At 37.5% G+C, this 26240-nt stretch carries 23 protein-coding genes; 18 read left to right on the forward strand and 5 right to left on the reverse strand.

The features are described 5' to 3' along the window. Nucleotides 1-594 precede the first annotated feature (594 nt). On the forward strand, nt 595-1992 hold the full coding sequence (locus ACFFIX_RS09615; RefSeq protein ID WP_378933112.1) for a TolB family protein: 1398 nt from the start codon (nt 595-597) through the stop codon (nt 1990-1992). 82 nt (nt 1993-2074) lie between these two features. Here the strand turns inward: ACFFIX_RS09615 and ACFFIX_RS09620 are convergent, their stop codons facing one another. Continuing rightward, nucleotides 2075-3004, reverse strand: coding sequence for a DMT family transporter (locus ACFFIX_RS09620; RefSeq protein WP_378933115.1), 930 nt, complete (start codon nt 3002-3004; stop codon nt 2075-2077). A 308-nt stretch (nt 3005-3312) separates the two neighbouring features. Between ACFFIX_RS09620 and ACFFIX_RS09625 the strand changes: the two genes are divergently transcribed. The 5 genes from ACFFIX_RS09625 to ACFFIX_RS09645 all read left to right on the forward strand — a co-directional run bounded on the left by ACFFIX_RS09625 (nt 3313) and on the right by ACFFIX_RS09645 (nt 7960). Then, nucleotides 3313-4893, forward strand: coding sequence for a long-chain-fatty-acid--CoA ligase (locus tag ACFFIX_RS09625; protein WP_378933118.1), 1581 nt, complete (start codon nt 3313-3315; stop codon nt 4891-4893). 405 nt (nt 4894-5298) lie between these two features. Beyond that, nucleotides 5299-5523: a hypothetical protein gene (locus ACFFIX_RS09630; protein ID WP_378933121.1), complete on the forward strand. Its 225-nt coding sequence runs from the start codon at nt 5299-5301 to the stop codon at nt 5521-5523. Nucleotides 5524-5685: 162 nt separating this feature from the next. Continuing rightward, nucleotides 5686-5994 carry a hypothetical protein gene (locus tag ACFFIX_RS09635; protein WP_378933579.1) on the forward strand — a complete coding sequence of 103 codons (309 nt, stop codon included), beginning with the start codon at nt 5686-5688 and terminating at the stop codon, nt 5992-5994. A gap of 20 nt (nt 5995-6014) precedes the next feature. Next, complete coding sequence (locus ACFFIX_RS09640; protein WP_378933124.1) at nt 6015-7280, forward strand: erythromycin esterase family protein; 1266 nt, start codon at nt 6015-6017, stop codon at nt 7278-7280. Between the two features lie 266 nt (nt 7281-7546). Further along, complete coding sequence (locus ACFFIX_RS09645) at nt 7547-7960, forward strand: VOC family protein (protein WP_378933127.1); 414 nt, start codon at nt 7547-7549, stop codon at nt 7958-7960. A gap of 213 nt (nt 7961-8173) precedes the next feature. Here the strand turns inward: ACFFIX_RS09645 and ACFFIX_RS09650 are convergent, their stop codons facing one another. Beyond that, nucleotides 8174-8335: a hypothetical protein gene (locus ACFFIX_RS09650; protein WP_378933130.1), complete on the reverse strand. Its 162-nt coding sequence runs from the start codon at nt 8333-8335 to the stop codon at nt 8174-8176. A 26-nt stretch (nt 8336-8361) separates the two neighbouring features. Continuing rightward, entirely contained in the window at nt 8362-9339 is a 978-nt protein-coding gene (locus ACFFIX_RS09655) for a ring-cleaving dioxygenase (protein WP_378933132.1), read from the reverse strand. A 326-nt stretch (nt 9340-9665) separates the two neighbouring features. On the opposite strand from ACFFIX_RS09655, the gene ACFFIX_RS09660 reads away from it, so the two are divergent. The 9 genes from ACFFIX_RS09660 to ACFFIX_RS09700 all read left to right on the forward strand — a co-directional run bounded on the left by ACFFIX_RS09660 (nt 9666) and on the right by ACFFIX_RS09700 (nt 19633). Beyond that, entirely contained in the window at nt 9666-9884 is a 219-nt protein-coding gene (locus ACFFIX_RS09660; RefSeq protein ID WP_378933135.1) for a DUF1659 domain-containing protein, read from the forward strand. Nucleotides 9885-9921: 37 nt separating this feature from the next. Next, nucleotides 9922-10143 (forward strand): DUF2922 domain-containing protein, encoded by a 222-nt coding sequence (locus ACFFIX_RS09665; RefSeq protein ID WP_378933138.1) that lies wholly within the window; start codon nt 9922-9924, stop codon nt 10141-10143. Between the two features lie 82 nt (nt 10144-10225). Continuing rightward, nucleotides 10226-10360, forward strand: a complete 135-nt coding sequence (locus tag ACFFIX_RS09670; RefSeq protein WP_378933141.1) for a YvrJ family protein — start codon at nt 10226-10228, stop codon at nt 10358-10360. 208 nt (nt 10361-10568) lie between these two features. Next, nucleotides 10569-10850: a hypothetical protein gene (locus ACFFIX_RS09675; RefSeq protein ID WP_378933143.1), complete on the forward strand. Its 282-nt coding sequence runs from the start codon at nt 10569-10571 to the stop codon at nt 10848-10850. Nucleotides 10851-11621: 771 nt separating this feature from the next. Further along, complete coding sequence (gene licT / locus ACFFIX_RS09680) at nt 11622-12482, forward strand: BglG family transcription antiterminator LicT (protein WP_378933145.1); 861 nt, start codon at nt 11622-11624, stop codon at nt 12480-12482. Between the two features lie 285 nt (nt 12483-12767). Beyond that, nucleotides 12768-14696 carry a beta-glucoside-specific PTS transporter subunit IIABC gene (locus ACFFIX_RS09685; RefSeq protein ID WP_378933147.1) on the forward strand — a complete coding sequence of 643 codons (1929 nt, stop codon included), beginning with the start codon at nt 12768-12770 and terminating at the stop codon, nt 14694-14696. A 74-nt stretch (nt 14697-14770) separates the two neighbouring features. Then, nucleotides 14771-16204 (forward strand): 6-phospho-beta-glucosidase, encoded by a 1434-nt coding sequence (locus tag ACFFIX_RS09690; RefSeq protein WP_378933150.1) that lies wholly within the window; start codon nt 14771-14773, stop codon nt 16202-16204. A 60-nt stretch (nt 16205-16264) separates the two neighbouring features. Further along, complete coding sequence (locus ACFFIX_RS09695) at nt 16265-17707, forward strand: glycoside hydrolase family 1 protein (RefSeq protein WP_378933153.1); 1443 nt, start codon at nt 16265-16267, stop codon at nt 17705-17707. 252 nt (nt 17708-17959) lie between these two features. After that, nucleotides 17960-19633, forward strand: coding sequence for a ribonuclease J (locus tag ACFFIX_RS09700; protein ID WP_378933156.1), 1674 nt, complete (start codon nt 17960-17962; stop codon nt 19631-19633). A gap of 100 nt (nt 19634-19733) precedes the next feature. Here the strand turns inward: ACFFIX_RS09700 and ACFFIX_RS09705 are convergent, their stop codons facing one another. Both ACFFIX_RS09705 and ACFFIX_RS09710 read right to left on the reverse strand, forming a co-directional pair. Further along, the gene (locus tag ACFFIX_RS09705) at nt 19734-20675 is read right to left on the reverse strand and encodes a LysM peptidoglycan-binding domain-containing protein (RefSeq protein ID WP_378933159.1); all 942 of its coding nucleotides are present in this window, start codon (nt 20673-20675) and stop codon (nt 19734-19736) included. Nucleotides 20676-20989: 314 nt separating this feature from the next. Next, the gene (locus ACFFIX_RS09710) at nt 20990-22801 is read right to left on the reverse strand and encodes an L-lactate permease (RefSeq protein ID WP_378933162.1); all 1812 of its coding nucleotides are present in this window, start codon (nt 22799-22801) and stop codon (nt 20990-20992) included. A 148-nt stretch (nt 22802-22949) separates the two neighbouring features. On the opposite strand from ACFFIX_RS09710, the gene ACFFIX_RS09715 reads away from it, so the two are divergent. From ACFFIX_RS09715 to ACFFIX_RS09725, 3 genes are all read left to right on the forward strand, one after another. After that, a complete protein-coding gene (locus ACFFIX_RS09715; RefSeq protein WP_378933165.1) occupies nt 22950-23666 on the forward strand; it encodes a FadR/GntR family transcriptional regulator in 717 nt (238 codons plus the stop codon). Between the two features lie 743 nt (nt 23667-24409). After that, nucleotides 24410-24688, forward strand: coding sequence for a hypothetical protein (locus ACFFIX_RS09720; protein ID WP_378933168.1), 279 nt, complete (start codon nt 24410-24412; stop codon nt 24686-24688). Nucleotides 24689-25625: 937 nt separating this feature from the next. Beyond that, the gene (locus tag ACFFIX_RS09725) at nt 25626-26108 is read left to right on the forward strand and encodes a hypothetical protein (RefSeq protein ID WP_378933171.1); all 483 of its coding nucleotides are present in this window, start codon (nt 25626-25628) and stop codon (nt 26106-26108) included. Nucleotides 26109-26240 lie beyond the last annotated feature (132 nt).

The raw sequence follows: 26240 nt of genomic DNA on the forward strand, positions 1-26240 counted from the left end.
TTCTGATGAAGCTTAGCTGCGTCAATCGCAACGATTAGCACTTCTTCTAGATTAATCCCACGTAGCTGATCACTAAATCGACTACCTTTTTTACCTTAAATATGATATTGTTTGTTAGTCCCCATGTGACTTTCAACCTCCTATTTATGGTGAGTAGGTGATAAGATTGAGTTCCCTGTCAGGTACTTATATCTTACTTGAAGTTGCTGGGGATTTTTTGTGTTTAATCATGGTAATTTTATTATTTCATACACCAGGAAATTAATTCTTGTACTGTGGATAACGTTTCTGCATCCAGCTCCAGCGCATAGCCCCGACGCACAGCACGTGCTAGTGCAGTCAATGCGACAGGATGTCGCGTTTTTGACTGCCTCGAGGTCATAAGTCAATTATAAATTGAAGGCAAAGAACACCTTCTATTTATAATCGCCTTATGCTATGCCTAAGGCTGTTCAAGGCGCTTGCGCTTTTGTTCATGTCTGAACCTTACGTGGGTAATCAGAATAGAATATAGGCAAAGAGAGCAAGAGATAAACTTGCACATTGAGAAGTATGTTTATGAACTTATTTAAATGAATAAGGACGTGGAAACGTATGAATTTGTTCTATAAAAAATGCCATTATATTCCCCCTAGTAATAAAGGGCTGATTGCCTACACATCCGACCGTGGTGGATCCTATGATATTTGGTTATTTAACACTATTTATGGAAGTAATATACAGTTAACGAAGGGATTAGCAGACACATTCTCAATTCCAAGATGGTCACCAAATAACAGGAAAATAGCTTTTGTAGGTAAAAATAGAATTCTCTATGTTGTTACTGTCGATTCTGGTTCACTAGCCAGTATCGATCAGCTAGAGGAAGGGTCAGGGTTCTCTTTGTTTTGGTCGTCAGATAGCAAACGTATAGCTTACACGAAGCAGGATACAATCATCTTATACAATGTTAAGTCACATACAGCACAAAGTATCAATCAGACTGGCGCATCAGATGTTCAATTTTTTCCTAATGGGTTGGAGCTGTTATTTCAAGCAATTGACACATCAGGGATAAGTCAGCTTTATCGAATGAAAATAGATGGAAGTGATAAACAGCAAATCACGGAAAACAAAGAAGGACTTCTGAATAATGTTCGCCTATCTCCAGATGGAACCTTTGCACTTTATACAACACCTGGCGTTAGTATTTCAATTATTTACACTGTAGAACTCGCTACGGGGAGGGTATTTGAAGTAAAAGGGGGACCATTGGCCAAAAACTATTACCCAGAGTGGTCGCCAAATTCTATGAGTATTGCATACAGTGCTACAGCTTTTGATGATGGCGGCGGTTATTACTCACAGATCAGAACGGTGGGTCGCCGAGGAGAACAAGACAGGGTATGGGCAACCTCTAATTGTTTTGCAACACCTGTTACCTGGTCACCAAATGGAAGGGAAATCGCGTTTCTTGCGGGTTGTAAAGAGCAGGAATTTGCTCATGAAATGTGGGTTCTTGACTTCAATCATCCTATCCCGACTTTACTGATTGCTGGAGCAAGAATCATGTCTCTACAATGGTCACCTTCTCCTACTCTGAAACTACCTAGAAAAACTTACTCCAATCCCACTTATAAGGTTAGCTTTAAGTATCCATCCCACTGGCAAAAAATAAATGATGAAAGATACGAAGGTGCTGACGGCTTTTTTCAAATTTCAGCTATTTCAGCAGGTGAAACGATTGATGAGGTATGCCACGGGGAAGCTTTTCAACTATTAATGCCATATGGTTCAATGCCCAGAATCGCTAAAACAAACATACAAAAGCAAGAAGCGTGCTACATTTTCCCCTCTGCAGATCAACCTTTGGAGATGAACAGTCAGGCTGCTTTAATTATAAGATATCCAAAGCCAGTTGAAATTCAAGGAACAACATACAATTATTTTATATTATGGGCGGATCAGCAACATATTAATGGAATAACGCGAACTCTCATTTTCTTAAATTAAAAACGATATAATAGAAGTAAATGTCCTTTATTTTGGTTGGAGGAGGACGTCTACTTCTATTTGTTTATCGTGTAACTAAAACTTATCTAACCATTCTTGAACGATTGCCTTTATCATTCACCACAAATCCCGACGTATTTTCCTTCTTTGTTTTTTTGCTATTCAAGTAAACTCCTATAAAAACTAAAATACCTCCCAAAACCTGTACAAACGTAATCGTGTCGCCCAATAGTAAACTAAGAATAGCCGTAAAGACGGTGATTAAATTTAGGTAAATACCGGCATGAGCTGCACCAATGTGACGAAGGGCTACATTCCAAAATATGAATGACCCAACTGAAGGAAAGATTCCCATATATAAAATTCCAATCGTAGCTTGTCGACTAAGTGGGAAGTGAATCTCAGAAACTAGGACAATAGGAAGTAAGATAACCAATCCGATTAACACGGAAACAGCTGTTGCAGAAATGGGCGGGATGTTTCTTAACCTTTTGCCAATGATGGAATAAAATGTCCATGCCAATATAGCCAACAGCATTAAAAGATCACCTTGATTATATTGAAGGTGGAAAATCTTCTGCAACTGTCCGTTTGTTAAGACGAGAAGAACTCCCAACAAAGAGAGAATAAGACCAAGACCGTTTCTTCCTGAAACTCTTTCTTTCAAAAGAAATGATGAAAATAAAACAATTAAAACAGGATTAACTGAATTCACGAGCGCTGCATTCATGGAAGTCGTAAATCGTAAAGCCTCATACAAAAGAAAGTTGTAGCCAATAATTCCAAGAACAGCCATCACGAGAAGAGTCTTCCATTCTCTCCAAACCTTTCTCCAATCCGGACGTTCAATCAAATGTGCAAGTGGAATTAACAGAAGCACTGCTAGTAGCCAACGTGAAAACGTTATTTGCAAAGGATGCATTTCCTGTACAACATATTTACCAAACACATAATTACCAGCCCAAAACAAGTTTGCGAGTATTAAGAATAGTAGCACATAATGTTTTTGCATGCTTAAAGATTTCCCTTCTGTAATAAGAAATGAGTAGCTTTACTAATCTCGATTCTGTATAAAAATAGATCGTTTCTTTGGTTTAATGTATTAAAGGATAAATTAGCAAAGGGCTAGTGTTGTGTCAATCATTTTATAATAGTTTGAATAATTTGAAAAATAAACCGTAAGCGATTACAATAAAGGTATATACCTTCATTTACATAGGTAATAATGCAGTACCGAGCCTTTTCGTAGCATAATCTAATCTGTTAACAGATTAGAATGTGCTTCAATACAATTCCATCAATTTTTAGAGGAGAGATCGTATGCATGTGCCTTTGATTCTGACTGATTTTCTAGACCGGGCGGTAAAATTGTATGGAGAAAAGATGGCAGTTGTTGATGATGAAAACGTCTGTACTTACAAAGAGCTCAATGCTCGAGTCAACCAATTATCCTATGGTTTAAAAACGCTAACGATCAAAAAAAATGATAAAGTTGCTTATTTAATGCCAAATACGCTTGAAATGTTAGAAGGTTTTTACGGAGTCTTTCAGTTAGGGGCGATTATGACACCTCTCAACACTCGACTAAAACCGAGTGACTACGTTTTTATTCTAAACCATAGTGAAAGCAAAGTTCTATTTGTCGATGAAGAGCTTTATCACTTAATACAACCAATTCGAGATCAATTAACGACTGTAAACGAAATCATTGTGACAGCTGCAAAAGACAAACATGATCGGTGTCTGGATTATGATGAATGGTTAAGACAGTTTCCAAAAACGTCTTTTCCCCGAATTAAATTAGAAGAAACAGATATTGCAAGCTTACTTTATACGAGCGGAACAACTGGTGATCCAAAGGGTGTGATGTTAACGCATCGAAGTAATTATTTACATGCATTAAGTACGATGCATCATTTGCGGATTTCAGACCGTGACACACTGCTACACATTTTACCAATGTTCCATGTGAATGGCTGGGGTTCTCCATTTCATTACACGGCAAATGGTGCAACACAGGTGATGCTTAGAAAAGTAAGCGCCGATCTTATTTTCGAGAAAATCCAAAAGCAAAAAGTAACAATTGCCCACATGGCACCGACTGTATTAAATAGTTTAATAGAGTATTATAATCAGCACAAACCCAAGGTTGAACAAGCAATGAGAGTCGTTATTGCCGGTTCAGCACCACCACCAGCTTTTGTTGCAAAAGTAGAAGATCATTTAGGATGGGAATTCATTCATGTATACGGAATGACAGAAACGTCCCCTCTTATTACGACATCACAAATCCGTTCTCAACATCTTCACTTACCAAAGGAAGAAAAACATCGAATGAAGTCAAAAACAGGTTATTCATTTATTGGCTCTGATGTAAAAGTAGTAGATAGTAAGGGAAAAGAGGTTGCTACGAACGGAAAAGAAATTGGAGAAATTGTCACAAGAACAAACGGTGTAATGGAAGGATATTGGAAAAACCCAGAAGCGACTGCACAAGCAATTCGGGGTGGGTGGTTTCATACAGGTGATTTGGCAGTTGTAGACGAAAATAACACGATCGAAATTGTTGATAGAAAGAAAGATATCATTATCAGCGGAGGAGAAAACATCTCCTCAATTGAAGTTGAAGGTGTATTGTACGAACATCCAGCCGTATTAGAAGCAGCAGTTGTCGCAGTCCCACATGAAAAGTGGGGTGAAACACCGCATGCAGTGATCGTTTTAAAAGAGGATATGCTACTGACGGAAGACGAGATCATTGCATTTGCAAGAGAAAAACTAGCGCATTTTAAGGCACCAAAGTCGGTTAGGTTTACGGACTCGCTACCTAAAACAGCTTCAGGTAAAATACAAAAGGTTGAAATTCGCAAAGCATTTAGGGAAAATACCTTATCTAAGTGAAAAACAATGACAATGTGTAATGTAAAAACAGGAATATTAACTTAGTATTAAGATGTTACTAAGATCTAGCACAGGCTAATTCTTTAGAGAATTGCCTTTTTTTTGTTGATTTTATACATCAAAAGGAACGTTACTTAAACACAACCTTATTATTTGAGTTTTACAAAAGGAGTAACTACCCAAAGACCTTGGAAAGGTTGGGGCTAGTTACTCTTTCTGTTTATATAGACAACAATCGTTAAATTACCATCGAAGCCTTAACTTAAACAAAAAAACAGTTATTCTCTAATCCCGAATAGAAAAATTTTTCTAGTAAAAGCAAGTACTCTACACATACTAGCTATGTAGTAAAAGATTAGCTAAACAGACAACACTTGAATCGAATAAAAAGGAAAGGGTGGTTTTATGAAAAATTACCGATATTTAATAAGTGATCAATACCAAGCCAAAAGTATTGCAGAGGATTTACGAATTCAGCTGGAGGTCAATCGATTTAACAATGTAAATATTACACCTGTTACTATGAGAAATGAAGTCATTGTTCAAGTACCAGATGCCAGTAGCTTATCACTAGAAACAGCAGTAAATAGCTTTATGGAAAGTTATCAAACAGGGGTCATACTAGAATAAACAGATTCTATTAGCTCTTAAAAAATTGATATATAAACAATTCATAATAAAACGGAACAACCCTGCAGATTGGTTCAGAAAGAAGGAACTGTAGTGGATAATAACATAATAGAAGGCATCGATGATCATCTACAGAAACAAATCGCGGATGAAATTACAGGCATGACATTTACGAAAAACTTCCGGTCACCTACAGCAGAAGAGTGGTATGTATTTTTGCCAAACTATAAAGATCCACATTCAGGTGGAGCACCTGGAAAAACAATTATCCATTATAACCTTTATGACACAAAAGAAATCTTTATTAACACCACTATCATTTTTGATGACCCATCCTTGCATAAAAGAGAAGCACATCGTCTTGTTTATGCTATTTCAGATGAAATCGTCAATCGACTTGTAGGTTATGCGGATACTCTATTATCCGTACATTCTGGTGAAAACTCATACAATGCAGAATACAAACAATAAATGAATTTAGAGGGATAAACATGACTGATACGTTAATTGAAGCAATTAAAAATCATGCGAATGCCATCCATGCAACCGAGGATTTAATCCCTCTTATTGATGAGATCAAAGATGAGCAATTTGTCTTGCTGGGGGAATCCTCACATGGAACCTCAGAATTTTACAAAATACGTGCAGAGCTTTCAAAAAAACTGATTGTCGAAAAAGAGTTTACCTTTCTTGCTGTTGAAGGTGACTGGCCAGCGTGTCAAAAAATAAACCGATATATCAAGGGTTTTGATCAGGTACATAAGAATGCTAGAGATGTTTTAAAATCCTTTAATCGTTGGCCAACTTGGATGTGGGCAAATGAAGAAATGATTGATTTGATTGAGTGGTTAAAGGATTACAATCATAAACAGTCATCTGATAAGAAAGTCGGCTTTTATGGAATTGATATTTATAGCTTGTGGGAATCAATGGACGAAATCATTAGGTATTTAGAGAAAATAAACTCTCCAGATCGTGAAGCCGCAAAAAAAATGTTCTCTTGCTTTGAACCGTTTAATCGTCAGCCTGAAAAGTATGGAGTATCAGCAGCCTTTTATTCTGAAGGGTGCCATGATGAAGTCATAAAGCTTCTAACGGAAATTCGTTTAAATAAGAATCAATATGTAGACTCTGAAGAAAGCCGTTTAAATCTTGAAGTCAATGCGCTCATTACGGCTAATGCAGAGAATTATTACCGCACAATGGTTGTCGATGGAAATGAATCCTGGAATATCCGTGATCGACACATGGTTGAGGTCATTAATAAAATAAGTGGATTTTATGGTTCTAACGCAAAAGGGATCATTTGGGAGCACAACACCCATGTTGGAGATGCAAGAGCAACAGACATGGTGGACGAAGGAATTGTCAACGTAGGTCAGCTGTTAAGGGAACAAAAAGGAAAAGAAAATCTATTTATTATTGGGTTCGGTACTCACCATGGAACCGTGATAGCAGCAGACCAATGGGGAGTTGAATTTGAAAGAATGATCACTCCGCCAGCTCAAATAGGGAGCTTTGAGGATGCCATGCACAAGGCAGGAGCAGATGATAAATTCATCCATTTTAACGACAAGAATAACCATCTATTTAATCAAAAAATAGGTCACCGAGCAATTGGAGTCGTCTATAATCCTGCACACGAGCACTACGGAAACTATGTCCCATCTGTAATGTCAGAGCGATATGATGCCTTTATCTATGTGAATTTTACGAATGCGCTTAACCCTCTTAAAGTGGAAAGAGTTACTTTGTAAAGTGAAAATAAAATATCCGGTTAAGCAACTCCCTCAAAAAAAAGCGTAGCCAACAAAAGCTTAAGTACAATAAAAGAAGTAACTGTCCTATACCTTTGCTTAAGAGGACGGTTGCTTCTTTTTGTTTAAAGTCATTATGATCCTATTCCAAAGCGTAGAATAAGTGATTTGACCGTCTCGACTAATATTTCTAAGATCTGAAAGGAAAAGAAAAGAAAGAGGCGAATAAAGGATAGGACCGAAAATAAATGATGAGGTGATAGATGATGACTTTTAAAGCAGATAAGATTTTTGTTAATTTACCAGTTAAGGATCTAAATAAATCTATTAATTTTTTTACTGAAATAGGCTTTGAATTTAACCCTCAATATACCGATGAAAATGCAACGTGTATGGTGGTTAGTGAGAATATATTTGTGATGTTGTTAGTTGAAGATTATTTTAAAACGTTTACCAAAAAAGAAATCTCTGATTCTACAAAGAGTACAGAAGTTATCGTGGCACTTTCTACTGAAAGCAAAGAAAAAGTTGATGAACTTGTAAATAAAGCGTTAGCAGCTGGCGGAAAGTCTTCAAATGAACCGGTTGACCATGGCTTTATGTATGGCTGGAGTTTTCAGGATCTAGACGATCATCTTTGGGAGTTATTTTATATGGATGAAAGTGCAGTCCATCAATAACAAATTACCTTCAATTTAAGTACAATAAGGAAATAGTAATGTTCTAAAAAAACCTTTCGAAACATCTTAACTTTAGTCATTTCTTGCCCATTTATAGAAGTGAATTTAAGTGGAAAAAGCCTAATTTCTCGTTTAGTTTACTGAGAAATTAGGCTTTTTAGATCATGGTAATTCTAACAGTGAAATTTTGCGTTCTACCTTGATTAGGAGCTTTTAAATACTATACGTATTCCCACCATTAGATAATGATTGGCCAGTGATTAACTTCAACTCATTTGAGCTTAAGGATACTACTGCGTTTCCGATATCTAGAGGCTCACCCATTTTGCGGAGGGGAAGCCCATTTTTGTAGGACCAATGAAGTAAATCATTCACACGTCTCTTTCTTTGTAATTCTATTATTATTCCTTTATAAATTCCTGCGTACTTCTCACCGTATCAATCGGACGAACCATTTTTTCAATTTGCTCACGCTTTTCCTCTAGAAACGGAGGTAACGAGAGTTTTTCTCCAAGTGTTTCATAAGGTTCGTCTCCCATAAATCCTGGTCCATCTGTTGCAAATTCAAATAGTATTTGTGGTGCAACTCTTGCGTATAAAGACTCGAAAAAGTAGCGATTCACATAGCCAGAAGTTTGGAAGCCAAAGCTTGCTAATCGTTTATCCCATTCTTCGATAACAGATCGGTCTTCAACTCGAAATGCCGTGTGGTGAACGGTTCCATAACCTTGCCTAGCTGGTGGTAGAACTGTATTGTGTTCAACAACAATTTGTGCCCCGTTTCCACCTTCGGCTACTTCGAATAAATGGAAGGAACCCTCGTTGCCAATTTCTTTAAACATCAAAACGTTTTCAAGCATCTCTTTAAAATAGTCAAAGTTAGCCACGCGTACAAAGATTGGACCTAAGCCAGTAATTGCATATTCTAGAGGGATCGGACCATCTTGCCATGGTGTGCCAGCAGCAACCCCAGCATTCTTTTCATCAGAAATCAGTTGATACTGTTGATCGTCAAAATCGACAAAGGAAAGAGTCTTTTTCCCAAACTGTTCTTTCGTTCCACTATGCTTTACCGAAAGTCGATCAAATCGTTTTTCCCAGTAGTCAATTGCTGCATCACTAGGTATACGGAAAGACGTTTTAGAAATTTCATTCGTACCATGTGCACCTTTTTGAATTCCCGGGAAATCAAAAAACGTCATATCGGTTCCAGGACTGCCTGTATCATCCGCAAAAAACAAATGATACGTTTGAATATCATCTTGGTTCACCGTTTTTTTAATTAAACGCATTCCTAAAGTATAAGTAAAAAATTGATAATTCTTTTCTGCACTACTTGTAATAGCTGTTACATGATGAATGCCTTTTAATCCGTTCATATTCCATTCCTCCAAATTCGCCAAAAGAAGAGTATCTATATAATTGGCGATTATTAGTATGATTTATATTACCCTAGAATTAGTATCGTAAAGTATCTTGAATTCGAGATAAATATATCATTGATAAAAAGGCATGTCAATAAGAAGGTTTAGAGTTCTGTTTATGGGTGAGGGGACTTAGACAGAATAAGGCAGGATGTAACTCAAATTCATACACAGAAACTGCAAATTAACTGATAATCTCAAATAAATTTAAAAAAATTATAATTCTATGCTACTCAGCAGGCCTCTTTTCCCTATATAGAAGGTGAAAGGAGGTGAGAAACATGGCAGAAGCATATCTTTTGGATTCACAATTACGCCTAGTGTATAACGTAGGAATTGATGAGGAAGGCAAGGCAATTCTTAAAAGTAAGAATTACAACAATGTAAAAACAACCGCAACTGCTGAGCAATTACTTCAAGCTGCTCAAGCAATTGCAAGTTTACAAACAGAAACATTAGAAGCTGTTGAACGTAACGATTCACAACAATTAACAGCGTAGTTATAACAAGAAATTAACAGAAAGGAGGCAATCTAGAATGGCAAAAACATTAGAACTTCATTTTGTAAACACTGGTGGTAAAACAGTTAAACTAACTGTTGAATCTCCAAAGGAACCAATCGATTCAGTAGCAATTGGAACTGCAATGGATGAAATCCTAGCAGCAAATCTCTTTATGTCAGCTGATGGAGGAGATTTCATCTCGAAAAAAGGTGCTAGAGTCGTTGAGCGAAACGTAACAGATATCGAACTAGTTTAATACAGAGCAGGGCTAGCAAATCGGTAAAGCTGGCCCTGTTTTTATATGAAAACAAATTCTCTAAATGGAAAGGAGAAATACGATGGAACAATGGTTGGATGTTATTAGTGATGTAGGCTTTCCAATAGTCGTGACACTTTATTTGTTAAATCGAATTGAAAGCAAACTGGATACTTTAAATCAATCCATTCAATTGCTTCCTACTCAGCTGAAATAAATAGTTCGTTGCTCTGTGGGTGAACACAAACAAAGAATGAGAAGGATTCACTCAAAAATGTATCAGGGTTTTATTAGAATAATTTTCCCGTGCCTGGTAACCAACAAGAATCTGTTGAAAGAACTGCGACATACTTCGGGCTGACCAGGCAGTTTTTATTAGCTGCCAATGGATATAATGGAAGTAGAAAATGAAGGGCGGTGTTAGAATGAGTGTAGATCGTGAAATTCTGAAACGTATGATTGACCAAATATCTGAAGAAGATGCAGTTGAGGTGTTTGACTTTATCGGTTATTTGAATATGAAGCGAGGAAGTGCAATTTCCCTTCATAAATCAGATGTAGAATCTCTCTCTTCAGATCAAGTACTCATCCGTCAAGTTCAAAAAAGTCGTGAAGAGCGTAAAAATGGACACATATACAATCAAGAGCAGGGACTTTCCTACCTTCGAGACAAGATTAAGGAATTCGAACGTGGACAAAGCATATAATATACATTGGTCGCCAACCGCAAATAGATGAATTAGCAAATATTCTAGCATATCCACCTGAAGTGAAGGAACGAATTTACCTGGATTCATTCACACGATTGGCTTATACTCCAACTAATTACTGCTAAACAAATTAAAAAGGGTATTTTGGAGGGATATTAGGCGAGACTTGGACTTTATCAAGTCATTCTTGTGTTTGAGGTTATTGAAGAAAATTCAATTGTCTGGATAGATGGTATTAAACATAATATATATTGGAAGCGGAATTAAACTTAATGGAAATCGTGCCTGTCACCACTAGAAATTGTCGAAAACTCATCGACATACTTCGGGCGATGCCAGGCACTTTTGTGTTCATTCCTTAAGATATTAGCACTATCAAACCGAACTGGTAGTTAATAGAATATACAAATTCTTCCCAAGCAACATCAAGAGGTAACGCGGCATCACAACCACAAGATCGATTCAATCAAGGTACTGAATCTGGACGCGGTAACTTAAACCAAGATGCATCCCAGTAAAAAAATAGAGACTGTTATAGCATACTCCGAGTTCTTTCCTTGATTTTTAAGTATTGACAGGTTTAGATTTATTCGGTTAAAATAAAGTAATCGCTTACAACAATTGAATGAATGGATTGTTACTGCTCGGCAGGCAAAACCTAAGTTTGTGAAGGAATAACGAATCAAGTTATTCTTGTCTACAAAGTTGGGCTTTTTTTGTTGAATTTTCAGTTGATTTACAAATATTATTTATCAAGGGCGAATGTAAATGGAGATCAAGAAGATTTTGAACAATAATGTAGTTATTACGAAAAATGAATCAAACCATGAAATAGTTGTCATGGGTAGAGGATTAGCTTTTCAGAAAAAGGTGGGAGATGTTATTGAATCTTCTAATGTAGAGAAGACCTTTGTCTTAGAAAACCACGGTGTTTCTGATAAGCTTGCTAAATTATTGAGAGATACTTCTGAATTATACCTAACTATTTCATCGAAAATCTTAGACTATGCGAAATTCCAACTTCCATATAAATTGGATGATTATCTGTATGTAGCATTAACTGATCACATAAGTTTTGCCATTAGTAGACATAAACAGGGAATTAATTTGAAAAATGCATTGTTATGGGAAATTCGGAAGTATTATAAGTTGGAATTTCAAGTTGCTTTAAAGGCCTTAGATATTATTGAAAGTTTGACAGGAGTCCGCCTGAATGAAGATGAAGCAGCTTCGATTGCATTGCATTTAGTAAACAGCCAACTTTCTGGTGAGAATATGGCAGCAGCCGTCCAAGTAACTGAAATGGTTAATAGCATCTTGAACATTGTTAAGTACCATTATCAAATGGAATTGGATGAAACCTCAGTCAATTATGAACGATTTTTAGCGCATCTTCGCTTTTTTGCAGTGCGATTTATTCGTAATGAAAAAGAGGGTGATAGCCATGATCATTTCCTCTATGAACAGGTTAAAGAGAAGTATCCAGTTGCTTTTCAATGTAGCGAAAAGATCATGACTTATTTGGAACAGACATATGAATTGCTCATTTCAAATGATGAAGCCATCTATTTAACCTTGCATATTTACCGTGTCACCAACCGGCAGGAATTATATCGTTCATCCGAATAATGGATGTTTAATTTGGCATGGAGAAGTAAATAATCATCTGAAAGAGTAGTCCAACTTACTATATGATTTTAGGTTTTTTTTAAAAAAAATATTCTTTTGAAAGCGTTGACATCCTAGATAAGGCATGATATCTTGTGGTTGTAAATTAAATTTAATTTAATATCCTTCGAAGGAATGTTACCAATTTTGGGCATAACCTGATCTGATTTGCACACACTGTATTTTTGTGTGCAAACCGGCTCAGGTTTTTTATTTGAAAAAATATGTAGAGAGAAGGGGTAAATAATGAAATATGAACAATTAGCAAGAGAAATTATTGAAAATGTTGGCGGAAATGAAAACGTTAACAGTGTCGTTCATTGTATTACTCGGTTGCGCTTTCAGTTAAAAGATGAAGGGAAAGCGAAAACAGAGGTATTGAAAAATATGGATGGTGTGGTCACTGTCATGAAAAGTGCAGGCCAGTACCAAGTTGTCATCGGAAATCATGTACCTGATGTTTATAAAGCAGTCATAGACTTAGGGGGAGTTCAAACACAAGCTCCCAAAGAAGCTGGTGATACTAAAGGGAAAGGTTTATTTAATAGTTTTATAGATATCATTTCTAGTATCTTTACTCCTATACTTGGTGTTTTAGCGGCAACAGGGATGATTAAAGGATTTAACGCCCTATTTGTATCGTTGGGCTGGTTAGATAACACTTCAGGAACCTATCAACTATTAAACGTAGTAGGGGATTCTTTGTTTCACTTCTTCCCGATTTTCCTAGGCTATACAGCTATTAAAAAATTTGGTGGAAGTCCCTTTATTGGGATGGCAATAGGAGCATCACTTGTCTATCCATCCCTATCTGGTTTAACTGCGGGTGAACCGCTTTACACATTATTTACAGGTACGATCGTTGAATCACCAATTCATATTACCTTTTTAGGAATTCCAGTTATTTTAATGAGTTATGCATCATCCGTTATTCCAATTATTATTGCAGCATACTTCGGAGCAAGAGTAGAGAACTGGTTAAAGAGTGTCATTCCAGATGTCATAAAAACGTTCGTAGTACCTTTCCTAACATTACTTTTTGTTGTACCAATTACGTTTATTGTGATTGGACCGATTGCCACATGGGCTGGCCAGCTTCTAGGGCAAGCAACTGTTTCAATTTATAGTCTGAGTCCAATAATAGCAGGTGCCCTTTTAGGTGCACTTTGGCAAGTGTTTGTCATTTTTGGTCTTCATTGGGGTCTTATTCCAGTCGCAATCAACAACCTTACCACAATGGGTGAAGATCCTATACTAGCGATGATATTTGCCGCTTCATTCGCCCAAGTCGGTGCAGTGCTAGCAGTCTGGATTAAAACGAAACAACAAAAGCTGAAAACACTAAGTATTCCTGCCTTCATTTCAGGTATATTTGGGGTCACAGAACCAGCAATTTATGGGATTACCCTTCCATTGAAAAAACCGTTTATTATGAGTTGTATTGCTGGTGGAGTCGGTGGAGCAATTCCGGGGTTATTTGGTACAAAGTCATACATGATTGGCGGACTTGGGATTTTTGGGATTCCTAGTTTTATTCATCCAACTGAAGGAATTACACTAGTATTCTGGGGCGCTATTATCGCCATTATTGTCGCTTTTATCCTAGGTTTTCTTCTTACTTATTTATTTGGAATGGGAAAAAGACAAGAAACCACACAGTCTGAAAGCAAAGGTGCAGTTGCAACAAAAATTTCTAATCGTGAGGAAGCATTACTTACAGTTAATGTAGTCATTTCAAGTCCGTTTACTGGTGAAGTAAAGCCTTTATCTGATCTAAAAGATGCTGCGTTTGCTTCTTCTGCCCTTGGAAAAGGCGTTGCGATTGAGCCTTCAGAAGGAAAATTATTTTCACCCGTTTCTGGTACTGTATCAGCACTTTTCCCAACTAATCATGCGATTGGAATTAAAACGGACCAAGGTGCAGAGATTTTGATTCATATTGGAATGGATACTGTTCAGTTGAATGGGGAATTTTTCACCGCTCATACTGCTCAAAACTTACGAGTAGAAAAAGGACAGCTGCTTATTGAATTTGATCTAGCAAAAATTAAAGCAGCTGGCTACGTTATGACCACACCCGTCGTTGTGACAAATCATGATAAGTACAATCTAGTGACAACGAAAGAAAATCAAATTAAAGCGGGTAACCGTTTAATCGAACTAGGAGCTATATAGATTGGTTTTATAAAAGGAAAGCGTTTCTGAGATACCAAGGAACGCTTTCCAAATTCATATAAAGGAGTGTTTGTATGTCTAGTTCTACATTTCCAAAAGGGTTTTTATGGGGCGGAGCGATCGCTGCCAATCAGGCTGAGGGAGCATACCTTGAAGGTGGTAAGGGATTAACAACCGTTGACTTGTTACCAACCGGTAAAAAGCGTTGGGAAGTTATGTTAGGATCCGTTGATTCCTTTACACCTATAAATGGACAAATGTATCCCTCCCATGAGGCCATCGACTTTTATCATCGTTATAAAGAAGATATCGCCTTGTTTGCCGAGATGGGTTATAAAGCGTTGCGTGTTTCGATTTCATGGGCACGAATTTTTCCAAACGGTGATGATGAGAAGCCAAATGAAGCAGGTTTGCAATTTTATGATGATTTATTTGCTGAATTATTGAAACATGAAATTGAGCCGGTTGTTACGATCGCTCATTTTGATGTACCTGTTCACTTAGTTGAAACGTACGGAAGCTGGAGAAATCGAAGGCTGGTACATTTTTTTGAAATGTATGCAAAAACGATCTTTAAGCGATACAAGAATAAAGTAAAATACTGGATGACATTTAATGAAATTAACATGCTTCTGCACTTGCCATTTGTAGGTGCCGGCCTTGTCTTTAAAGAAGGAGATAACCAAGAAGAGATTAAATATCAAGCGGCTCATCATCAGCTTGTGGCTAGTGCGTTAGCTGTTAAAGCTTGCCACGAAATTATATCAGATGCAAAGATTGGTTGTATGCTTGCCGCAGGGTCTACATATCCATACACATGTAATCCGGGTGATGTCTTAAGCGGAATGGAAAAAGACCGTGAGTCATTCTTCTTCATTGATGTGCAGTCACGAGGCGAATATCCTGGATATGCCAAACGTTTCTTCAGGGACAACCAACTGACGATTGAGATGGCAGAAGGTGATGAAGCCCTTTTAAAAAATCATACTGTTGATTATATCGGCTTTAGCTATTATGCCAGTCGGGTAACGAGCACTGATCCTGAAGTATTAAAGAATATAACAGGTGGAAATGTATTTGGCTCTGTTGAAAACCCTTTTTTGGAAAAGTCGGAATGGGGATGGACTATTGATCCTAAAGGCTTCCGTATTACGGCTAATCAACTTTACGACCGCTACCAGAAACCATTGTTTGTCGTTGAAAACGGCCTTGGTGCAGTAGATGAATTAACGCCTGATGGTGAGGTCAATGACGACTATCGGATTAATTATCTGAAAAAACACCTAGTTGAAATGTCTGAATCGATCAAAGATGGGGTAGAAATTCTCGGATATACAAGCTGGGGACCGATTGACATTGTAAGTGCCTCGACAGGAGAAATGAAGAAGCGCTATGGGTATATTTATGTCGATAAAGATAATGAGGGCAATGGAACTTTAAAAAGATATAAAAAGAAAAGCTTTCACTGGTACAAAAAAGTGATTGAAACAAATGGAGAAAATTTGTAAGGATCGAGATTTGAGATTTGAACATGTATACGTTAATTCAAATTATAGGAGGAAAAAATAATGGAACAGAATAATAAAAGATTCCCAGAAGGATTTCTATGGGGAGGCGCAACGGCTGCGAACCAAATGGAAGGTGGATTTCATGAGGGTAACAAGGGATTAAATATTGCGGATGTTCTTCCTGGTGGGAAAGAGCGACTTAAACTATTAATGAATCCGGGTTTTAATTTTGAAATTGACGAAGAAAAATATACGTACCCGAATCATGAAGGAATTGACTTCTATCATCGTTACAAAGAAGATATTGCTCTATTTGCTGAGATGGGTTTCAAAGCATTCCGTTTGTCAATTGCATGGACACGAATTTTTCCAAATGGAGATGAACTGGAGCCGAACGAAGAAGGATTGGCTTTTTATGACCGCGTATTTGATGAATTGCATAAGCATGGGATTGAACCAGTAGTGACTATTTCTCACTATGAAATGCCTGTTAACCTTGTTAAGGAATATCGTGGCTGGAGAAATCGTGAAGTCGTCACTTTCTTTGAAAGATACGTCAATGCCATCTTTAACCGCTATAAAGATAAAGTGAAATATTGGATGACATTCAATGAAATCAATAGTGGTTTAATGATGCCAATCATGGGTCTGGGCTTTGCCATTGAAAAAGAAGAGGATAAATATCAGCCGACTTATCAAGCATTTCACCATCAATTTGTTGCAAGTAGTATCGCTGTGAAAGCTTGCCATGAGATCATTCCAGAGTCTCAAATTGGTTGTATGATTATTTTTGCACCAGTCTATCCATTTGATTCAAATCCAGAAAATGTCCTGTATGCTCATCAGGAAGAGCGCTTATTCAATAATTTCTGTGCCGATGTTCAAGTGCGTGGGGAGTATCCAGCCTTTATCAAACGTTATTTTAAAAAGCACGGCATTGAACTCGAAATTCAAGAAGGCGATCTAGAATTAATTAAGGAACATACTGTCGACTATATTGGTTTCAGTTATTATATGTCACGTACAGAAAAAAAAGAGAAGACGGAATTGGAAAAAGCACAAGGTAATATGTTGGCAGGTGTAAAAAATCCATTCCTTAAAGCAAGTGATTGGGGTTGGGAGATTGACCCAACCGGTTTACGTACTTCCCTTAACAAGTTATATGACAGATACGAACTACCACTTTTTATCGTTGAAAATGGTTTAGGAGCATATGATAAGGTTGAAGAAGATGGATCTATCAATGATGATTATCGGATTAAATACTTAAGTGAACACATCGCAGCGATGCGCGATGCAATCAATGAAGATGGCGTAGAGATGATTGGCTATACAAGCTGGGGGTGTATTGACTTAGTAAGTGCATCAACAGGAGAAATGTCCAAACGATACGGCTTCATCTATGTTGACAAGCATGACGATGGCAGTGGAACATTGGCTCGAAAGAAGAAAAAATCTTTCTACTGGTATAAGGATGTTATTGCTTCAAATGGAGAAAAATAAAACAACAGTATGTTTAGAGAATAAATACACTTGCTTAATAATCTAGTGGGTTTAAAATAACGAATACAAAAAATAAATTAGCACACGTATCCAAGGTCCAAATCATATATGATTTGGACCTTAATTATTTTACTCGAACAGAAGATTCTTAATTTTCATGAATTCGAAATCGCATTCTTTCAGACCATGATACTGATAAATCCAAACTAAAAGGGCATACTAAAATAAAAATTGTTTAAGGTGGGAAAGAATTTGAGCGGAAATGACAGTGCATTATCCATTTTTGCCTTAGGTGGCTTAAATGAAGTCGGGAAAAACATGTATGCAATCCAGTATTTAAACGATATTCTGATAATCGACTGTGGTGTTAAGTTTCCAGATGAAAGTTTATTAGGAATCGATTTGATCATTCCAGATATTGCTTACTTACAAGAGAATAAAGAAAAAATCAAAGCCTTACTTGTCACACATGGACATGAAGACCATATAGGGGGAGTTCCATTTTTTTTAAAAAAAATAAATGTACCCGTATATGCAACGCGTTTCACACTTGGGTTAATTGAGTTAAAGCTAGAAGAGCATAAACTCCTAAGAGAAACTGAACTAATTGAAATTGACTCAAATTCAAACATAAGCTTCGGCGAAATCAGTGTCGACTTTTTCAAAGTGAATCATAGTATTCCTGATTGCTTAGGGATTGTTTTTCATACACCAGAGGGCAATATCGTACATACTGGGGACTTTAAGTTTGATTTAACACCTGTGAATAATCAATATTCAGATATCCATAAAATGGCTGAAATCGGCAAAAAAGGTGTTTTGCTTCTCTTATCTGAAAGCACGAATGCAGAGCGTCCTGGCTTTACCCCATCAGAGCTAATTGTCGGTGAGCATATTGAAGATGCTTTTAGAAAGGCGAAGAGAAAAGTTATTATCTCAACGTTTGCTTCCAATATTAATCGCGTTCAACAGGTTGTAGATGCAGCAAAAAAAACAAATCGGAAGCTTGCGTTGCTTGGAAGAAGCATGGTCAATGTTGTACAAGTAGCAATGGACCGAGGCTATATAGAAGTTCCGGATGGGATGTTAATTGAGACGCAAGAAATCAATGAACTGGCGCCTGAGAAGGTAGTCGTCCTTTGCACAGGAAGTCAAGGAGAACCTATGGCGGCTCTTGCACGACTATCCACTTCAAACTTCCGGGGTGTCGAGGTTTTAGCCGAAGATACCGTCATTTTAGCAGCAGGTCCTATTCCTGGGAATGAACGAAATGTCACTCGGATCGTTGATAACTTCTATTCAATGGGTGCCCACGTGATTTATGGATCGGGAAGCTCAACAGGAATGCATGTATCCGGACATGGCTATCAGGAAGATTTAAAGCTGATGCTTACCTTGATTCAGCCAACCTATTTTATACCTGTGCACGGTGAATATCGAATGCTACACCATCACCGTTTATTAGCTGAATCTGTAGGAGTAGATAAAGACAAAACGTTTATTATCAAAAACGGAGATGTCGTAGATATTGATAACTCGGTGGCAAGGCAAACAAGAAGGATACCAGCGGGGGACACTTACGTAGATGGAATGGGTGTAGGTGATGTTGGAGAACTTGTGCTAAGAGATCGTAAACAGCTTTCTGAAGACGGAATGCTCGTGATTGTTATCACAATGAGCAAAAGGGAAAGAAGAATGATTTCTGATCCTGATACAATCTCCCGTGGATTCGTGTTTGTGAAAGATTCCGAAGAACTTCTGAGCGACGTGAATCGACTCATTAAGAAAGCTGTGCAAGAGCTAGAAGATGGAGATAGAATTCAGTGGAATGCGATCAAACAAAATGTAAAAAAATCAGTAGGACAATTTGTTTTCAGAAAAACAAAGAGAAAACCAATGATCCTTCCGATTATTATTGAAATTTAACAATGGGAAATCGTTCAAGGTTCTTACAATTGATCACAGCTTTTAGTTGTGATCTTTTTATTTTTAGGCTTATAAACAAAAAAAGTAGGGTTTAGGAATCTTACTTTAATTTTGTGGTATGCAGAATATCGATCATATGTGGTGTAATACCTTCAGATTCTTCCTTGTTTAGATAATGAATCGTAAACCTAATTAATTTTCCGTCTAGTTCTTTTACGACAATGTTTGTCTGTGTTTTACTATTTGATCCATGGAGAAAGAATTTAGCATCTTTATAAAATGGATAATTAATATTGTTAAGTTGATGTTCTGTTATTTTGTTCCCTTTTAATGAAGCAATTGAGTTTTCTTTAACATCAATCAAATTTGCATTTGAGTCTAATACTTCGATTCTTGAAAAATATGAACCATCTTGTTTGTATTGCACAATAAATTTCCTTGGTTCCTCAGCATCAAATGTAAAGCCGTCTTTAACAGATACCTCCACCTTTACTTTAGAAGCATCATAACTTCCAGGAAGAGATTCCATATTTCCATTCTTAGCTACTATCAGTTTTTGACCTGCAAAAATAATGGTTGACTCCAAACCATTTATTTCCTTTAACTCAGGAACCGTAAGTCCGTAATTCTTTGCTATTCTATAGAGTGTATCACCTTTTTTTACGATCACGGTAGTAGGTATGATTAGTTTTTTACCGGCATAAATTATAGTAGAATTTAGCTGATTTATATGTTTTAGTTGTGAAACAGTTGTATCATATTTCTTTGCGAGGCTATATAAAGTATCGCCTTTTTTAATTGTTATAGTGTTAGGGATCATAAGATTTTCGCCGGCATAAATAGTAGTAGAAGTTAGGTTATTTAATTGCATTAATTGTGAAACCGTTAAATTACTTTCTTTTGCAAGACTATATAACGTTTCCCCTTTTTTAATTTCGTATATAGTCGAGGCATCCGATTGTGTATCCCCAAAAGTAGAAGCGGAAGCTAAACCTAAAGTTAAAATCGAAATTTTTAGCACATTGAACATGTTTCTCTTCATGATAATCCTCCATTATTCTTATGAATTCACACGGAAGAAGGAGGTGTTCGAAAGGAATTGAGTTAGCAGGATTATTAGTTATTTTCCGTATACTTCATTTGACGCAAGATCAAATTCAATAGTTACACATGGATAAGCCTAACTTTAAAAGAAACACTCAAAGCTTGTTAATTGGGCTGGACTTTACAGTCTATGGATACCAGAAAAAAACACACAGCTAAATTCAATGCGAATTACTGTGTGTTTTATTTTATTATCTTAATGTTTATACCTATGAAGAAAACTTGTTAGATTAAATTGAAGACGGTTTCTTACTATCGCACAACTACTGGGGATAAATTGTGTTTTGCTGTAAAAAGTCGTGCAAGGTACGCTATGACGATCAACGTATACACGATAAGCCAGACGTTGACGATACCATGTATAATTGCCATGCCAAGGAACCCAGCTGCTAGCAAGTAATACGTTAACGGTAGAAATACACGGCGAATAAGCGCTCCTTCTTTTCCAACTAAGCCGACTGTCGCAGATGCAGCGACAACGTTGTGGACGCAAATCATGTTGCCGGCCGCGCCGCCTACTGCCTGCATAGCAACGACGATTCCGGATTGCTGGACGTCGAGTCCGATATTGCCCGCTGCACCGAATTGGAAGAGCGAGAACATCATGTTGCTGAATGTGTTGCTACCGGCGATGAATGCACCGAGCGCCCCAACAGCAGGAGCGACGATCGGCCAGAAATCTCCAGCAACAACCGAGACACTTTCCGCGAGCACGATTGGCATGTTTTGCCCGACTAGTGCCTCTGTTGCTGCAGATACTTTATCAGCTGCAAGTGACGTGTTTAAGAAAATCTTGATCATTGGCACGGCAAAAATGAGCGCGATACCGGCTGAAGCGGCAGTCTTAAATGAACTTTTCCATGCGCGTGCATAGTCCGAGGACTTCATACGGTGCAGGAAGAATGTTAAAACAGATACAATGATGATCAGAAAGCCAGGTAAAAAAAGTGGTGTTGATGTTGTTGTAATTCCAGAACCAAACGTATTTTCAAATACGATTGCGGGTGCTTTTAATGCTGCTGCCAATGGCTCAACCGTCCGTGAGGCAACGAGCAGTCCAGCGACGAGAATATAAGGAAGCCATGACATTCCCATTGAAATGGAACGTTGTGTACCCTCTTCTCTTTCCGGTTCATGATTAAGTGTCCCGAACCAGTCTTCTTCCCATTTACTGCGCGGTGGAAAATCAAACTGCTCTTCCTTGGGCGGCATAAACAATCCTTTTCGGGTAGCAGGGACGACGATTGATAATGCAACCAATGAACCTAGTAATGACGGAAATTCTGGCCCTAAAAAGAAACCAATAAAGTAATAAGGTATAGTGAATGAAATACCTGCAAACAAGGCGAATTTCCATACTTTTAAACCTTCACGGAACGACTTGTTTGGGCCGAAAAAGCGGGTGAGCATTGCGACCAATAAGAGCGGAATGAGTGTGCCAACTATACCGTGAATGAGCGCAACGTTTGATGTGATGTACATCAAATAGTCAGCGTAGTTCATACCGGTGCCATTTAATGCTGTAAGAACTGTAGACTGATCCGTTAAACCGGTGTTAACACCAATTTGAATCGGTGTGCCAACTGCGCCAAAAGATACAGGCGTACTTTGGATAATGAGTGTTACCATGACCGCAGCCATTGCTGGAAAACCGATCGCCACAAGAAGTGGTGCGGCAACAGCAGCCGGTGTACCATATCCGGCTGCTCCTTCAATGAACGAGCCAAACAGCCATGCGATGATAATCGCTTGAATACGGCGGTCTGGAGAAATGCCAGTAAAACCGCGGCGAATTGTATTAATTGCACCACTTTCTTTTACGGTGTTTAATAGTAGAACAGCACCGAAAACGATAAAAATAACTTCAAGTGCAGTAATTAGGCCGTTGAAGGCAGCGCCGGCGACAACTGCACCATCTGTTCCCCAGACAAACATGGCGATTAACGCCGTGACGATGAGTGCAATTGGCATAGCACGGGTGGCTGGCCAGTTTAGTAAGACTAGAAAAATAAGAATCGTAATGATTGGAACGATCGCGATGAGTGACAAAGTAAATAAGCTCAATTTGGTAGCCTCCTATCCGTAAGCGGTTTCATTTCATATGTTAGCTGATCATCTGATGACTGGTTTAATTATAGTTTGAATCTTTTCTAAGAATCAACTAAAACTTTTTCGGATTTGGTCTATAATAAGAGTAGAGGTGAATGAAACGTTGAAATATAAGCAAATTAAACCTAAAAAAATATATGAAGAAATTGCTGATACTCTGCTGGATTCGATTCGTTTGGGTGAACTAAAGCCAGGTGATAAACTGGATTCTGTGCAGCATCTCGCTGAAAGTTTTCAAGTGGGACGTTCTGCGGTCCGAGAAGCTTTGACCTCTTTACGGGCGATGGGCTTGATTGAAATGCGTCAAGGGGAGGGAACGTATGTGAACTCCTTTGCCGCTGATGGCATCGCGTTCCCACTTAAAAGTGCTCTTTTAATGAATAGTGATGATTTAAAGGGCCTAATGGAAGTGCGTAAAATATTAGAAACCGGTATTGCAGCATCAGCAGCTGTCAGACGGACCGATGAAGATATCGCGGTGATGAAGCTTACGTTTGCGGATATGGTGAAGCACTCCGGAGATGCAGAACTCGGTGAAAAAGCTGATCTGGCATTCCATTTAGCCATAGCTGAAGCCGCCGATAACAAATTGCTCGCAAGCTTAATGCATCATGCATCTGATATTACGGCTGAGGCGATGCGCGAAACACGACGTATTTGCTTATATGAAGCAACGGCAACTGTAGAGCAGCTCAATTTGCAGCATGAAGAAATTTTGCGTGCCATTCAAAACCGTGATGCAACGGAAGCTGTAAAAGCAATGGATACACATCTCGATTATGTGGAAAAAGTGCTTCGTGATTACATGGACAACAATTGACTAATTGGTGAAACCGACGAGGAAATCGTCGGTTTTTTTGAGGCCTGGAGGATGCAGGTCAGAAAGGCGTTGCGACAACAAAAAACCATCCATTTAATATATAGTTTTTTTGATTCTATATGGGGTATACCATTGTATTTGTTTATTAGCCATATTTTAATCTCACTAAGAAAGAACAAGTTGAAGTGAAGCAGGGTCTTAAAAGTCCCTCATTTATGTTGATGTGTTAAGGTATCTTGGTATGGCTATATTTTTTTCTGGTTTAGGTACTTCAATTGCTGTTCTCAAACATATTGGAGCTTTTTTGTGGATTATTGGAATGTTTTCTTCAGGAAGGTGGAGATTTTAAGAACATCATTACAAATATTCTTGAACTATTGGGGAGTTTCTACAACGGAGTAGAGACGCTTTTTTACTGTTAGGAAATTATAAAATTTTTGAACTGTGGATAACGTTTCTGAATCCAGCTACAGCGCCTAGCCCCGACGCACAGGACGTGCTAGTGAAAGTTACAGCGACAGGACGTCGCGGTTGTAACTGCCTCGAGGTCATAAGTCAATTCTAAATTGAAGGCAAAGAACGCCTTCTATTTAGAATCGCCTTATGCTTGTCGGGGCTGACCAAGGCGCTTGCGCTTTTGTTCCTAACGACGCAGGTTAGTTCAATAACTTCCAGTAGTTAAGAAACTTTCTTTGTGTTTATTCGTATAGTTATTTAAGCATTGAAAATGGGGGGATAGTAGTTTGGAAATAAATCCACAAACGTCTCGAAATATTGAAATAGTTACAAAAAAGGAAATTACTATAAGAACAGTGATGAATATATATGGGGTTTTCACTGTTCTTGCATTAATATTATCAATTTTTACGACTCCTATTTCTATAAATGAAAATATGCAATTTTTTTATAATGAAGATTTAATGATGGGAGCGAAAAAGATAAAGGAGTTCTTATTGTTTATTTTTGGTTCTGCGTTAGTTTACTTTTCCTTAGTAAATCTTTATTACAAATATATGAAGTGATAGAGGTTATTCAAATAAAGGGTGCAAGAATTTAACAAAGAAACGCTTTTATGATGCGTTGCTTTGCTTTGCTCTTATTTGTGGCATTTGCTAAAAGTATTTTCTATATAATTCTTGTCTAAGACTTCCACTTATCTGGAAAGTTGTTTTGTGGGACTATACATGTAGTTTCTCAGTAAAATAGATGCTAAACTCAATATCAAGAATAGTAATCCCCCTAATATGATGTATTGGATGCCCATTCCTGATATAAATAATCCACCTACTGCAGTACCAATTGTTATCCATTGTTAGATGGGGTAGCAACAAGAAAAGTGAACCTTCAACGTAAAGAAAATACTCGTTATAAAAAGCCCGACTTTACTACATGATCATGGTGAAATCGGGTTACTCATTTAACTGTTGTCACCAAATTGTTAATAAATCTAATACGCATCAAAAATTTGGTGAGCAGTTATACACTGTTTTTGATGAAATTTCGGATTGTAAAATGTTACATAATATTGTAATCCCTTGGCGTAATAGCTGTTCATTCATATAAGAGTAACTTACCCGTAAATGGTGATTTTCGTGTTCTACAGGGTAACATGCTGACCCAGGTAAGAATGTTACCTGTTGTTTTTTTTGCTTCTAATAGAAGGTGGTTAGTGCTACATGGATCGTCCTCAGTTTTTAGTGAGCTAAATATAGATTTTGAAGAAAAAAAGAAAATTGTCGATAATGAAGAATGTTTGGTTCAATCCTTTCAAATTTAAACAGATATTAAACAACGGGTTCGTTACCTGAAGATCAGAGCTGTATTTAAGGCAGCATTTTCTTTATGCAACTAACGGGGCAGTTTTGTTGAAGCAGACCAATACATATAAGTGTGATTTATTGGATATTTTAATTAGCAAGAAAAGGGAAAGCTGGCTTTGAGAAAGGGATGATGAAGGCTATGACAATAAAAATTCAAAGATTAGTTAATGTTGCTATGGTCTTACTATCATGGTTGACGATACCCTTATTAGGGTCACGAAACATAAAAAGATTTCTTCCTGCGACCGTCCTAATTTTACTCGTAGAAATACTTCATGCACGAATTGGGAAAAAACAAAGGTGGTGGGTTTTCTATAATAAACCTAAATCATTCCTTTTAGGGGAATTTCCCTTTGAAATTGGTCCGTTTTTGGCAATCTCCATTTGGTTTCTGAAGTGGACATACGGCAATTTTAAATGGTTTATTTTACTCAACGGAATTACAAATGCTATCTTTGCATATCCAATTACATATTTTGCAAGAAAATTTAGGTATTATACATTGGTTCGATTTAATAACTTCCAATTTTTCCTTTATTTCTTTTCTAAGGCATTTTTATTGTATGGATTCCAATATCTTTATGAAAAAAAATATTCACCAAAAGGTAAAAGAAAATTATAAACTCGTTCCCTATCGGGTCGTTGCTTAAATAATGCGCCGCCTTTTCCTAGTCAGATTTAACAATTAAATTGTGAAGAATTGTACTTAAAGTAACGGGTGATTTAGTAAAAATTGACAGTGAAATAAATGAGC

Origin of the sequence: Metabacillus herbersteinensis (genome assembly GCF_042433335.1) — a bacterium.
GTDB classification, from domain to species: domain Bacteria; phylum Bacillota; class Bacilli; order Bacillales; family Bacillaceae; genus Metabacillus; species Metabacillus herbersteinensis.

Bases quoted from the DNA above. Each gene is read 5' to 3' on its own strand.
- ACFFIX_RS09615 (WP_378933112.1), top strand. From the start codon at position 595: ATGAATTTGTTCTATAAAAAATGCCATTATATTCCCCCTAGTAATAAA.
- ACFFIX_RS09620 (WP_378933115.1), bottom strand. From the start codon at position 3,004: ATGCAAAAACATTATGTGCTACTATTCTTAATACTCGCAAACTTGTTT.
- ACFFIX_RS09625 (WP_378933118.1), top strand. From the start codon at position 3,313: ATGCATGTGCCTTTGATTCTGACTGATTTTCTAGACCGGGCGGTAAAA.
- ACFFIX_RS09630 (WP_378933121.1), top strand. From the start codon at position 5,299: ATGAAAAATTACCGATATTTAATAAGTGATCAATACCAAGCCAAAAGT.
- ACFFIX_RS09635 (WP_378933579.1), top strand. From the start codon at position 5,686: ATGACATTTACGAAAAACTTCCGGTCACCTACAGCAGAAGAGTGGTAT.
- ACFFIX_RS09640 (WP_378933124.1), top strand. From the start codon at position 6,015: ATGACTGATACGTTAATTGAAGCAATTAAAAATCATGCGAATGCCATC.
- ACFFIX_RS09645 (WP_378933127.1), top strand. From the start codon at position 7,547: ATGACTTTTAAAGCAGATAAGATTTTTGTTAATTTACCAGTTAAGGAT.
- ACFFIX_RS09655 (WP_378933132.1), bottom strand. From the start codon at position 9,339: ATGAACGGATTAAAAGGCATTCATCATGTAACAGCTATTACAAGTAGT.
- ACFFIX_RS09660 (WP_378933135.1), top strand. From the start codon at position 9,666: ATGGCAGAAGCATATCTTTTGGATTCACAATTACGCCTAGTGTATAAC.
- ACFFIX_RS09665 (WP_378933138.1), top strand. From the start codon at position 9,922: ATGGCAAAAACATTAGAACTTCATTTTGTAAACACTGGTGGTAAAACA.
- ACFFIX_RS09670 (WP_378933141.1), top strand. From the start codon at position 10,226: ATGGAACAATGGTTGGATGTTATTAGTGATGTAGGCTTTCCAATAGTC.
- ACFFIX_RS09675 (WP_378933143.1), top strand. From the start codon at position 10,569: ATGAGTGTAGATCGTGAAATTCTGAAACGTATGATTGACCAAATATCT.
- licT (WP_378933145.1), top strand. From the start codon at position 11,622: ATGGAGATCAAGAAGATTTTGAACAATAATGTAGTTATTACGAAAAAT.
- ACFFIX_RS09685 (WP_378933147.1), top strand. From the start codon at position 12,768: ATGAAATATGAACAATTAGCAAGAGAAATTATTGAAAATGTTGGCGGA.
- ACFFIX_RS09690 (WP_378933150.1), top strand. From the start codon at position 14,771: ATGTCTAGTTCTACATTTCCAAAAGGGTTTTTATGGGGCGGAGCGATC.
- ACFFIX_RS09695 (WP_378933153.1), top strand. From the start codon at position 16,265: ATGGAACAGAATAATAAAAGATTCCCAGAAGGATTTCTATGGGGAGGC.
- ACFFIX_RS09705 (WP_378933159.1), bottom strand. From the start codon at position 20,675: ATGAAGAGAAACATGTTCAATGTGCTAAAAATTTCGATTTTAACTTTA.
- ACFFIX_RS09725 (WP_378933171.1), top strand. From the start codon at position 25,626: ATGACAATAAAAATTCAAAGATTAGTTAATGTTGCTATGGTCTTACTA.